General features: G+C 71.5%; 9 protein-coding genes. 3 read left to right on the top strand and 6 right to left on the bottom strand.

Annotation, left to right across the window (positions count from 1 at the left end):
- The first annotated feature begins 8 nt into the window (after window positions 1–8).
- Window positions 9–605 carry an AAA family ATPase gene (locus H5T77_RS14035; RefSeq protein ID WP_292650198.1) on the top strand — a complete coding sequence of 199 codons (597 nt, stop codon included), beginning with the start codon at window positions 9–11 and terminating at the stop codon, window positions 603–605.
- Between the two features lie 42 nt (window positions 606–647).
- Window positions 648–2,039: a MocR-like pyridoxine biosynthesis transcription factor PdxR gene (gene pdxR / locus H5T77_RS14030; RefSeq protein WP_292650196.1), complete on the top strand. Its 1,392-nt coding sequence runs from the start codon at window positions 648–650 to the stop codon at window positions 2,037–2,039.
- Here the strand turns inward: pdxR and H5T77_RS14025 are convergent.
- From H5T77_RS14025 to H5T77_RS14005, 5 genes are all read right to left on the bottom strand, one after another.
- On the bottom strand, window positions 1,962–3,272 hold the full coding sequence (locus tag H5T77_RS14025) for an APC family permease (protein WP_292650194.1): 1,311 nt from the start codon (window positions 3,270–3,272) through the stop codon (window positions 1,962–1,964). The genes pdxR and H5T77_RS14025 overlap by 78 nt on opposite strands.
- 150 nt (window positions 3,273–3,422) lie before the next feature.
- On the bottom strand, window positions 3,423–4,253 hold the full coding sequence (locus tag H5T77_RS14020) for an SDR family oxidoreductase (RefSeq protein WP_292650193.1): 831 nt from the start codon (window positions 4,251–4,253) through the stop codon (window positions 3,423–3,425).
- A complete protein-coding gene (locus H5T77_RS14015; protein ID WP_292650191.1) occupies window positions 4,250–5,854 on the bottom strand; it encodes a class I adenylate-forming enzyme family protein in 1,605 nt (534 codons plus the stop codon). Before H5T77_RS14015 ends, H5T77_RS14020 begins: the two co-directional genes overlap by 4 nt.
- Window positions 5,851–7,440, bottom strand: a complete 1,590-nt coding sequence (locus H5T77_RS14010; RefSeq protein WP_292650189.1) for a succinic semialdehyde dehydrogenase — start codon at window positions 7,438–7,440, stop codon at window positions 5,851–5,853. The genes H5T77_RS14015 and H5T77_RS14010 overlap by 4 nt, the downstream gene beginning before the upstream one ends.
- A gap of 8 nt (window positions 7,441–7,448) precedes the next feature.
- Window positions 7,449–8,798: a cytochrome P450 gene (locus H5T77_RS14005; RefSeq protein ID WP_292650187.1), complete on the bottom strand. Its 1,350-nt coding sequence runs from the start codon at window positions 8,796–8,798 to the stop codon at window positions 7,449–7,451.
- Between the two features lie 128 nt (window positions 8,799–8,926).
- Between H5T77_RS14005 and H5T77_RS14000 the strand changes: the two genes are divergently transcribed.
- Complete coding sequence (locus H5T77_RS14000) at window positions 8,927–10,054, top strand: NAD(P)-binding domain-containing protein (RefSeq protein ID WP_292650258.1); 1,128 nt, start codon at window positions 8,927–8,929, stop codon at window positions 10,052–10,054.
- Here H5T77_RS14000 and H5T77_RS13995 read toward each other — a convergent pair.
- On the bottom strand, window positions 9,985–10,404 hold the full coding sequence (locus H5T77_RS13995) for a pyridoxamine 5'-phosphate oxidase family protein (protein ID WP_292650186.1): 420 nt from the start codon (window positions 10,402–10,404) through the stop codon (window positions 9,985–9,987). The two genes, H5T77_RS14000 and H5T77_RS13995, sit on opposite strands and share 70 nt — an antisense overlap.
- Window positions 10,405–10,834: the final 430 nt, after the last annotated feature.

Below are 10,834 nucleotides of genomic sequence, written 5' to 3'. Positions count from 1 at the left end.
CTGACCCCATGCATCTCGTCAATCTCTTCGGTCCACCCGCGGTCGGCAAGATGAGCGTGGGCCGGGAGCTGGCGGCACGCACGCCGTACCGCCTCTTCCACAACCACGCCACGATCGAGCCGCTGCTGGAGGTCTTCGACTGGGGGATGCCGTCCTTCGGGGTGCTCAAGACCGAGTTCCGGCGGCGGGTGATCGAGGAGGCAGTGGCCTCCGACCTCCCCGGCCTGATCTTCACCTACGTCTGGGCGCTCGAGCTCCCGGAGGACACCCAGGCGGTCGAGAGGCTGGTCGCCCCCGTGGTCGAGGCGGGAGGGAAGGTCGACTGCGTCGAGCTGTACGCAGACATGCCGACCCGACTGAGCCGCGAGGGCACCCCGGAGCGGCTGGCCGCGAAGCCGTCCAAGCGCGACACCGAGTGGGCGCGGGCCAACGTGGTCGACTGGAACGAGCGCCACGTGCTCTCGACCGGCCCTGAGATGCCGTTCCCGCTGAGCTTCCCCCACACCGTGGTCGACAACACCCACCTGTCCGCGGCCGAGACTGCCGAGGAGATCATCGCGCGCCTCGGGCTGCCGACCAACCCAGACGGGCGCCGGCTGTCCTGAAACCACCGGACGCTCGGCGCCCTGCTGTGGTGCAATCGCGCTGTGGACCTCGCGCTTGACCTGACCGACCGCGCAGAGAGATCCGCCTCGCTCTACCAGGCGCTGCGCGAGGCACTGGCCGACGGCAGACTGCAGGCGGGCGACCGGCTCCCCGCGAGCCGCGCGCTCGCCCAGGACCTCGGCATCTCGCGGAACACCGTCGCCACCGTCTACGAGCGGCTCGTCGCCGAGGGGTTCCTGGAGTCGCGCGTCGGCGCGGGGACGTACGTCGCCGAGACCACCCGCCGGCGCAGGGACCCGGCCCCGGGCTCCCTCACCCCGAAGCCGAGCTGGCGGTGGTCCCCACGGCCGACGAGCGCCGAGGCAGCGGTCCCGACGTACGACCTGCGGGTGGGGATCCCCGACGCGGAGCTCTTCCCGTTCGAGACCTGGCGGCGGGTCCTGGCGGCGGAGTCGCGGTTGCGGGGGCACAACCCCGGGACCTACTCCTCGCCCGCCGGTCTGCCCAGACTGCGGGAGGCGTTGGCGCACTCGGTCGCCTACCACCGCGGCGTCCAGGCCGATCCGGAGCAGATCGTGGTCACCAACGGGACCCAGCAGGCGTTGGATCTCATCGCCCGGGTGCTGCTCGAGCCGGGCGACATCGTGGCGGTCGAGGACCCGGGCTACCCGTCCGCGCGTGATCTCTTCGCCTCTCATGGTGCCCGGGTGGTGCCGGTTCCGGTCGACGAGGACGGGCTGGTCGTCGAGCAGCTCCCGGAGCACACCCGGCTCGTCTATACGACCCCGAGCCACCAGTTCCCGCTCGGGGTGCGTCTCTCCCTCAGCCGCCGCCGCGCCCTGCTCGCCTTCGCGAACACCCACGGGGCGGGGATCGTCGAGGACGACTACGACAGCGAGTTCCGGTTCACCGGGCGGCCTCTCGAACCGCTGCACGCCCTCGACGAGCAGGGCCGGGTGATCTACGTCGGCACCTTCTCCAAGTCGCTGCTCCCCAGCCTGCGCACCGGCTACCTGGTCGCGCCGGGCTCCCTCGTCGACAGCCTGCTGGCCGCGAAGCAGCTCGTCGACGGCTTCGGTCCCGTCCAGCCCCAGGCCGCCCTGTCCCGCTTCCTGGAGGAGGGGTTGCTCGCCCGGCACGTACACAGGGCGTCCAAGACGTACGCCGAGCGTCGCTCGCTCCTCCTCGAGACCCTCGCCGCCTGGCCGGTCGAGGTGCTCCCGTCTGCTGCCGGGTTGCACCTGTCCGCCTACGCGGAGCTCCCCGCCGACCTGACCGATCGCGCCGCCGCCGAGGGGCTGGCCCTGGACACGATCGCCGCCCACCGCCTGCTGCCCGGGCGCGACGGGCTCTTCCTAGGCTACGGAGCCGTCCGGACAGAGAGCCTCCCGCGCGGGCTCGAGCTCCTGGCCGATCTCGCGGGCTGGTCGTGAGCGGTCCCGTCCCGAGCGCGCCAGCGACCAGGCCAGCCCGGCACCGGCGAAGAGGACCGGCCCGAGCAGATGGGCGCCGGTGAGCCCCAGCAGGACCAGCGCCGCGACCAGCGAGCAGACCGCGGCCCACCAGGACCACGTCGCCCGCGGCAGCAGCCGCAGTGCGGCCGCGGCCCCGACCACGTAGAGCAGGGAGAAGGTCCCCGAGGCCATCAGCAGGGCCGCGTCGGTCGAGGTGCCGGCAGCCCAGATCACCACGACCGTCCCCAGCGCGACGGCGCTGATCGCGAGCAGCGAGCGCCGAGGGATCGCAGACACCGGGTCGGCGAGGACCTGCGGCAGTCCGCCCTCACGCGCCAGCGAGGCCCCGAGCCGCGAGCCGCCGGCGAAGTAGGCGTTGATCGCGCCGACGGTCAGCAGCACCGCGACGACCGCAGTCACCGGCCGGGCCGGCTCCCCGAAGCCCAGGACGAGCAGGTCCGCCAACGGGGCGGCTCCGGAGGTGGATCCGAGCGAGGCGACGGTCGCGAACGCGATCCCGAGATAGAGCACCGTCACGACACCGAGCGCCAGGAACGTCGCCCGGCGGATGTCGCGCGCCGGGTCGCGGTAGTCGGCCGAGAGCGACGACAGGATCTCCCATCCCGCGAAGGCCCACACCAGCATCGCCGCCGCGGTGCCCACCGAGCCCCAGCCGTGCGGGGCGAAGGGTGTCAGCCGGCCCAGGTCGGCATGCGGAAGCGCCACCACGACCGCGACCGCGAGCAGCACCGCGATCGCCCCGGCGATCGCCAGCTGAACGCTCCCGGAGACCTTGATCCCGAACCAGTTCATCGCGGTGACCAGCACGATGATCGCCGCCGTCGCCAGCAGCGACATGCCCTGCCCACCGCCGAAGGCGTCGGCGACGTACGCCCCACCGAAGCCTGCCGCGACCGGCGCCCCCACGCCGATCGTCAGGTAGAACGCCCAGCCCACCATCGTCGCCACGTGCGAGTTGAAGGCGAGCCGTGCGTACGTCGCCACCCCGCCGCCGTCCGGGTGCCGCGCGCCGAGCGCGGCGAATGTTGCCGCCAGCGGCACCGAGAGCAGGATCAGCGCCAGCCAGGCGAGCAGCGAGGCCGGTCCGGCCTCCTGCGCCGCCAGAGCCGGCAGGGAGATGACACCGGTGCCGAGCACGGCACCGAGGGTGAGAGCCGCGCCCTGGGGCACGGAGAGTCCGTCGTTGTTCACGACCGCGACGCTAGTGAGGGCGGAGCCCTCCGCGCCCGGCCAATCAGCCCCTCGTCTCCTGGGCCAATCCTCAGCCGGCCATCCGCCTAGGGTCTGTTTGAGAACTCGGCGCCGAGTCTGGCCAGCGCTTTCCGAGTTTTCAAACAGGCCCTAACGTACGTTGCGCCGCACCCGCTCCTCATAGGCCGCCCGAGCCGCCGGGTCGACGCCGGCGAGCAGCTGCGAGGCGTTGGTGGTGCGGTCGACGAAGTCCTGGACGCTGCGTGGCATGGCCTGGGTGATCTTGGTCAGGGCCTGGGCCCAGTTGGGCACCCAGACCTCGGGACGCGGCTCCCGGATGACCACCTCGATCGCGGCGGCCACGTCCTCGGCGGTGACCGGCTTCATCCCCTTCGCCGCCGGCACGCCGTCGGAGAGCTCGGTCTGGACCACGGCTGGGAGGATGAGCGACACGTCGATCCCGGACGGCGCCAGCTCCATCCGCAGCGCCTCGGAGAAGCCGACCACGGCGAACTTCGAGGCCGAGTAGGTGGCCGCGTCCGGGACCGGCACCCGCCCGACGGCCGAGGCGACGTTGACGATGTGGCCCTTGCCCCGCTCGGCCATCGCCGGCGCGACCGCCTTGATCCCGTTGATCGGGCCGTGCACGTTGACGTCGAAGATCGCCCGGGTGAGCGCGTCGTCCTCCTTCAGGATCGACCCGAGCGGCATGATCCCGGCGTTGTTGACCAGCACGTCCCACGGCCCCAGGTCCGCGACCGAGTCGAGGAAGGCTCGCCAGGAGCCGGGGTCGGTGACGTCGAGATGCGCGGCCTTCACGCGTGACCCGAACTCGGCGACCACCTCGTCGAGCAGGTCCGGGTCCAGGTCGCCCACAGCCACCGTGGCCCCGCCACGCGCCAGCCGCTCGACGGTGGCGCGACCGATGCCACGGGCACCTCCGGTGACGATGACGGCGGTTCCCTTGATCTGGCGGGTCATGACTCTCCCTCGGTGGTGCGGATCAGGCTGCGTACGGCTTTCCTGTCGGTCTTGCCGACGCTGGTGACGGGGACGGCGTCGAGGATCAGCACCTCGCGCGGGTACTTGTGCGGCGCGAGCCGCGTCTTGGCGAAGGCGACCAGCTCCTCGGGGGTGGCCCGCGCGCCCGGATGGAGGGCGACGGCCGCGACCACCTCCTCACCACGCTGGGCGTCGGGCCGCCCGACGACAGCGGCGGCGGTGACTGCCTCGTGGGCGAGGAGGGCGTCCTCGACGTCCCGCGGGAAGACGTTGAACCCGCCGCGGATGATCAGGTCCTTGATCCGGTCGTCGACGTAGAGGTAGCCGTCGTCGTCGAAGTGGCCGATGTCGCCGGTGTGCAGCCAGCCGTCGACGACGGTGGCCGCGGTCTGCTCGGGGTCGTTCCAGTAGCCCTGCATGACACCGGGGCCGCGCACCCAGATCTCGCCCTCCTCACCCGCCGGGACCGGTGAGCCGTCGGGACCGGCGATGATGACCTCGGCGTGGGAGAGCGGCTTGCCGACGCTGCCGGGCCGCGACTCCTCGACCGTCGAGGCGGCGATGACCGCGCTCGACTCGGTGCAACCGTAGCCCTCCAGGATGGTCACGCCGAAGGCCTCCTCGGCCTTCTCCCGCAGCGCCGGCAGCAGCGGCGCGCCACCGCTGCCGAAGGAGCGCAGCGAGCTCAGGTCATAGTCCTGGTAGGGCTGGTCGAGCAGCATCTGCAGCATCGAGGGCACCACCGTGCTCGACTCCACCTGGTGCTCCTGAGCGAGCTCGAGCCATCCCTTGGCGTCGAACCACCGCTGCAGCACCGAGCTCTGCGGCCGTGAGGAGTGCATGCCGCTGATGACCACGATCAGGCCGTACGCATGGGAGAGCGGCAGCGGCAGCAGCCACCGTGTCGTGCCCTGGCTCTCACCGACCCGGTGGAGCGCGTGCCCGGACTCCCACAGCCCGCGGTGGCTGAGCATCACGCCCTTGGCCCGGCCGGTGGTTCCGCCGGTGTAGAGCAGCGCCGCGAGGTCGTCGTCGCCGCGAGGGACGATGTCGATCGGGTCGGCGCTCTCGAGGCTCTCGTACGCCACCAGCCCCGACCCGCTGGTCGAGCCGCCGGAGCCGCTAGGCGAAGGCGTGTCGAGACCAACACGGTCCCCTCCGGCGACGATGACGGTGAGGTCGAGGCCCTCTCCGGCCGCCTGCACCAAGGGGAGCAGCTCGGGCGTGACGATCGCGGCCTTGGCCCCGGAGTCCTCCAGGATGTGGCGCAGCTCGGGCGGGGTCTGCAGGAAGATCACCGGCGTCACCACCGCGCCGGCGCGCCACAGGGCGCGGTAGCTGACGAAGACCTCCGGGGTGTTCATGGTGAGCACCACGACCCGGTCGCCCGGCTCGATCCCGAGCTCGCGCAGGCCGCCGGCGACCCGTGCGGAGCGCTCGGCGATCTCGGTCGAGGAGTGCCAAGTGCCCTCGAAGAAGACCGCCGGGTGGTCGCCGTGCCGGGCGTAGGACTCATCGGCCAGGACCGCCAGGTTGTGCTCCCCAGGCTGGGTCGCCGCCCCGGTCGCCGCCGCGTTCATCGGGCGCCCAGCTTCCGCAGCGCCTTGAGCTGGCCGTTGCCGAGCTGCACGAACTTCTCGACCGTCTGGCCCTTGAACGGCCCGATCGGACCCATCCGGGACGCCGCGAGGGTCTGGGCGTCGGTGAACCTCCGGATCCCGTCGGCGCCGTGTCGTCTGCCCAGCCCGCTCGATCCCATGCCACCCATCCCGGCCTCGATGCTTCCTGCCGCCAGCGCGGCGCCGTCGTTGATGTTCACCGCACCGGCACGGATCCGGCGCGCGATCATGTCGGCCTCGCGTACGTTCTTGCTGAACACGCTCGCCGAGAGCCCGGCCTCGCCCTGGTTGGCGATCCGGACCGCCTCCTCGTCGCTGTCCGCGCAGTAGAGCGCTACGACCGGGCCGAAGGTCTCGCCCAGGCAAAGATCCATCTCGTCGGTGACGCCCTCCAGGACCGTCGGGGCGAACGCGTAGGGACCCACGTCGGGGAGCGGCTCGCCACCGGTGAGCAGGGTCGCGCCCTTCGCGACCGCGTCGGTGACGTGGGCGGTGACCTTGTCGAGCTGTGCCTGCGAGGCCAGCGACCCGACGTCGGCCGAGTAGTCGAAGGACTGGCCGACCACCTGGCCCTCCGTCTCGGCGACCAGCGCCTGACGGAAGGCGGCGTAGACGTCCTCGTGCACGACCACGCGCTCGATGTGGACGCACATCTGGCCGGTGTTGGCGAAGGCCGCCATCGCCGTGCCGCGAGCGGCCTGGCCGAGGTCGGCATCGCGGCGGACGATGAGAGGGTTCTTCCCGCCGAGCTCGAGGGAGGCGCCGATCAGCCGGCCGGCGGCTCGCTGGGCCACGATCCGTCCGGTGGGCGTCGAGCCGGTGAAGGCGATGTAGTCGACGTTGTCGATGACCGCCTCACCGGTCGCCGCACCCGGACCGGTGACGATCTGCCAGACGTGCTCGGGCAGCCCCGCCTCGGCCATCAGCGCCCGCGCCCACAGCAGCGTCAGCGGTGTCTGCGGGTCGGCCTTGCTGATCACGGTCGCGCCGGCGAGCAGGGCCGGGACGACGTCGCCGACACCGAGATAGAGCGGGTAGTTCCACGGCGAGATGATCCCGACGACCTGCTTCGGCACCCGCACCTCCTTCACGGAGGTGACGCCGGGGATCGCGCCGCGGACCCGCTTGTCGGCCAGGTAGGTCGGGCCACGACGGGCGTAGTGGCGCGCGATCGTCCCGACCTGCAGGACCTCCTGCCAGGCGTGGAAGCGGGCCTTGCCCATCTCCCACTGGATCAGGTCGAGCACCTCGTCCTGGCGCTCGACCAGCAGGTCGTGGAAGCGGAGCATGACCTCGGCGCGGTCCGAGAAGGCGAGGGTGGCCCAGTCGGGCTGTGCCGCGCGCGCCGTGGCCGCGGCCTCGGCGACGTCCGCGGGGGTGACCGACGGCACCGGGAGCGTCGGCTGGGCGTCGTACGGTGCGGTCGCGGTCAGCGTGCCGTCACCTCCGGAGACCGGGCAGGCCACCCAGCGGGTCCAGGAGGCGAGCCGTACGTCGTCGATCCATCCGGGACGTACGCCTTGGACCTCGGTCGTCTTCGTGGTCATCGATCTCCTCAGATCCGGGTCAGATGGATGGGGCTGCCGTCTTTCGGGAAGGGCAGCGAGCTGTTGTCGAGAGGCGCGCGGTAGCCGGGGGAGACGCTCCACCGGTAGTCGCGCAGGAGCCGGTGCAGGATCGACTTGACCTCGAGACCGGCGAAGTAGAGCCCGATGCACTTGTGCACGCCGCCGCCGAACGGCTCCCAGGCCATTCGGTGGCTCTTGTCCTCGCGGCGGTGCGGTGCGAAGCGCTCGGGGTCGAAGACGGCCGGGTTGGTCCAGTAGTCCTCCATCATGTGGCTGAACTGGACCCCGACCATCACGCCGGTGTCCGCCGGGATCCGGAACCCGAGGAGGCTGGTCTCCTTGACCGTACGCCGGATCAGGGCCGGCACCGGGGCGCGCAGCCGCAGCGCCTCCTTCATCACCAGATCCAGGCTGGTGAGGCCCTCGATCTCTTGCATCGTCGGCGCCTCGCCGAGGGCGAGGGACTCCTCGCGGCAGCGCTGCTGCCACTGCGGATGCTGGCCGAGGTACTGCAGCATCGTCGAGGTGGTGATGGTCGAGGTGTCGTGCGCGGCCATCATCAGGAAGATCATGTGGTTGACGACGTCCTCGTCGCTGAACCGCTCGCCGTCGTCGGTCTCGATGTGGCACAGCACCGAGAAGATGTCGTCGGTCGCGATGGCGCGCTTCGCGGGGAGGTAGTGGCGCAGGAAGTCCTCCAGCACCTTCCTCCCGCGGAACGCCCGGCCCCAGCGGGTCAGCGGCACATCGGCGCGTACGACGCCGGCAGCCGCCTGCACGCAGGCGATGAACGCCTCGTTGACGCGCTTCATCTCCGCGCGGCTGGTGTCCTTCGCGCCGCCCATGAAGATGTCGGCGGCGATGTCGAGGGTGAGCTGCTTGAGCCGCGGGTAGGCGCGGAACTGTGCGTCGGTGTCCCAGCCACGCATGCCCTGCTCGATCGCCGGGTGCATCGCGGTCGTGTAGGCCGCGAGCCGGGGGCGGGTGAAGGCCTCCTGCAGGATGCGGCGGTGGGCGTGGTGCTCCTCGAAGTCGAGCAGCATCAGGCCGCGGTCGAAGAAGGGGCCGACGATCTGCCCCCAGGCGGGGCCGTTGGCGAAGGCCTTGTCCTTGTTGCGGAGCACCGCCTCGCAGGCGTCGGGTCCGAGCGCCACCACGCCGGTCTCGCCGGCCCGGAAGAACGGTGAGACCGGTCCGTACGTCTCCCACTGGTGTCGGTAGAACCCGACCGGGTCTCGCGAGTAGTCCAGCAGCCGGCCGACCCAGGGGAGGCCGCGGTCGCCGGGCGCGAGCGGCGGGATCTCGCGAAGCGTCGCTGTCATGGTGCCCTGATCCATCGTGTCCGACCTCCCGGTCCCGAGTGACTCTGCTGAGGGTAGTCAAATGGAACACGTTCTCGCAGCGGTTCGGCGGGCATGGATGTGGCCGACGCGTTGTTGTGGTCTCTGTGGAGAGCTACGAGTCAGTGGTGATCGGTGCTGGTCAGGCCGGGCTGTCGGCGTCCTACCACCTCAGTCGTCTGGGCGTACGCCACGTCGTGCTCGACGGCGAGCGGCGCCCCGGTGGCGCCTGGCAGCATCGCTGGGACTCGCTGACCATGCACGACGTGCACGGCGTGGCCGACCTGCCGGACGGGCGGGCGCCGGGGGAGTCCGGCGAGCGGGCCAACGTCGCGGTGCCGGGCTGGTTCGGTCTCTACGAGTCGATGCACGATCTTCCCGTGGAGCGGCCGGTGAAGGTCACCTCGGTGACGTCGGTCGGGGATCTGCTGGCGGTGCACTCGGCCGACGGGCGGACCTGGTTGACCCGGACGCTGGTCAACGCGACCGGGACCTGGACGCGGCCGTTCATCCCGCACTACCCGGGGGCCTCCGCGTTCCTGGGGGAGCAGGTGCACACCCACGACTATCCGGGTGCTGCCCACTTCCGGGGCAAGCGGGTCGCGGTGGTCGGTGGAGGGGCCTCGGCGGTGCAGTTCCTCGGCGAGCTCGCGCCGCTGACTTCGGTGCTCTGGATCACGAGGCGGGAGCCGGTCTGGCGCTCCGACTTCGACGCCGAGCGTGGGCGCGAGGCCGTCACACTGGTCGCCGAGCGGGTCGAGGCTGGCCTGCCGCCGGCGAGCGTCGTCAGCGTCACCGGTCTCGGGCTGCGCCCGCAGGAGCAGGAGGCCGCCCGGCTCGGGGTCTACGAGCGCCGGCTGCCGATGTTCACCCGGATCGAGCCGGACGGGCTGCGGTGGGAGGAGTCGGGGGCCTTCGAGCGGGTCGACGCGATCCTGTGGGCCACCGGGTTCCGGCCCGCCATCACCCACCTCGCGCCGCTGCATCTGCGATCTTCGCACGGAGGAATACCGCTGCTGCGCGGGTCGGCCGACGTGCAGACCGCGGTCACCGCTGCGTACGACTCACGGGTCCAGCTCGTCGGCTACGGCCCCTCCGCGAGCACCATCGGGGCCAGCCGCGCGGGCCGGGCCGCGGCGCTCGCGGTGAGGCGTCAGCTCGCCCATCCTCAGACGGTCGAGGCTCAGACCGCCCCGAGGTCGGCGGAGAGCCAGTTCTCCGGCGTCAGCCGGATCGTCACCTCGGGCGGGTAGTTGGCCGCCTCCGCCAGGTACGGCCCGACCGCCTCGGGCGGAAGGTACCGCCGTGCCATCGCCGCGGTGTCGCCCTCCCCGGCATCCGCGATCCGTACCGGCCCCTCGACCGAGACATACCGGACCGTCGGATCCAGCCGCTCGACCATCAGCGTGCATCGTCCCGCGGCCCGGATCAGGCGCGCCTTCAGCGAGTCCTTCCCGGTGACGAACCAGACGTCGCCGCCGGGGGTGTAGTCGTACCAGATCGGCACCGTCAGGGGCCCTCGCCCGTCTTCTCGGCTTACCGAGAGGGCTGCGATCAGGGGCTGGGACAGGAGTTCTTGGCGGTCTGCGATAGGAATTCCCATGCTTCGACCGTACGCGGCTTCCGGTGGTCGAGCTTGTCGAGACCTGCGTCCCCGCTTGTCGACCTGCGTCCCCGCTTGTCGAGACCCCGTCCCCGCTGGTCGAGCCGCCGGAGCCGCTAGGCGGAGGCGTGTCGAGACCAACACGGTCGCTTCGGTGGTCGAGCTTGTCGAGACCTCCCTGCCGGAACGTCCCACCCGAAGGCCGGCCTGGGGCCGCCGACCCGGCTTCGAGGGTCTTCTCGAGGAACCCCGGAGTAAAGGACGGCCTTCGGCCGCCGGCTTCGCCGGCCGCTTCGCGGTCCTTGACTCCGGGCTCCCTCGAGAAAGATTTGGCTGGCTATCGGGGCGGCGGCCCGGGTGTGGCGCAGCGCATTCGTTCCTGGGAACGGTGGTGTTCGCGGGGTGGGAGGGTGGCCCTTGGGCCACTTAC

Source organism: Nocardioides sp. (assembly GCF_014360585.1).
Lineage (GTDB): Bacteria > Actinomycetota > Actinomycetes > Propionibacteriales > Nocardioidaceae > Nocardioides.
This window is presented reverse-complemented; position numbering and strand designations above follow the sequence as displayed.

Bases quoted from the DNA above. Each gene is read 5' to 3' on its own strand.
- H5T77_RS14035 (WP_292650198.1), top strand. From the start codon at position 9: ATGCATCTCGTCAATCTCTTCGGTCCACCCGCGGTCGGCAAGATGAGC.
- H5T77_RS14020 (WP_292650193.1), bottom strand. From the start codon at position 4,253: ATGACCCGCCAGATCAAGGGAACCGCCGTCATCGTCACCGGAGGTGCC.
- H5T77_RS14015 (WP_292650191.1), bottom strand. From the start codon at position 5,854: ATGAACGCGGCGGCGACCGGGGCGGCGACCCAGCCTGGGGAGCACAAC.
- H5T77_RS14010 (WP_292650189.1), bottom strand. From the start codon at position 7,440: ATGACCACGAAGACGACCGAGGTCCAAGGCGTACGTCCCGGATGGATC.
- H5T77_RS14005 (WP_292650187.1), bottom strand. From the start codon at position 8,798: ATGGATCAGGGCACCATGACAGCGACGCTTCGCGAGATCCCGCCGCTC.
- H5T77_RS13995 (WP_292650186.1), bottom strand. From the start codon at position 10,404: ATGGGAATTCCTATCGCAGACCGCCAAGAACTCCTGTCCCAGCCCCTG.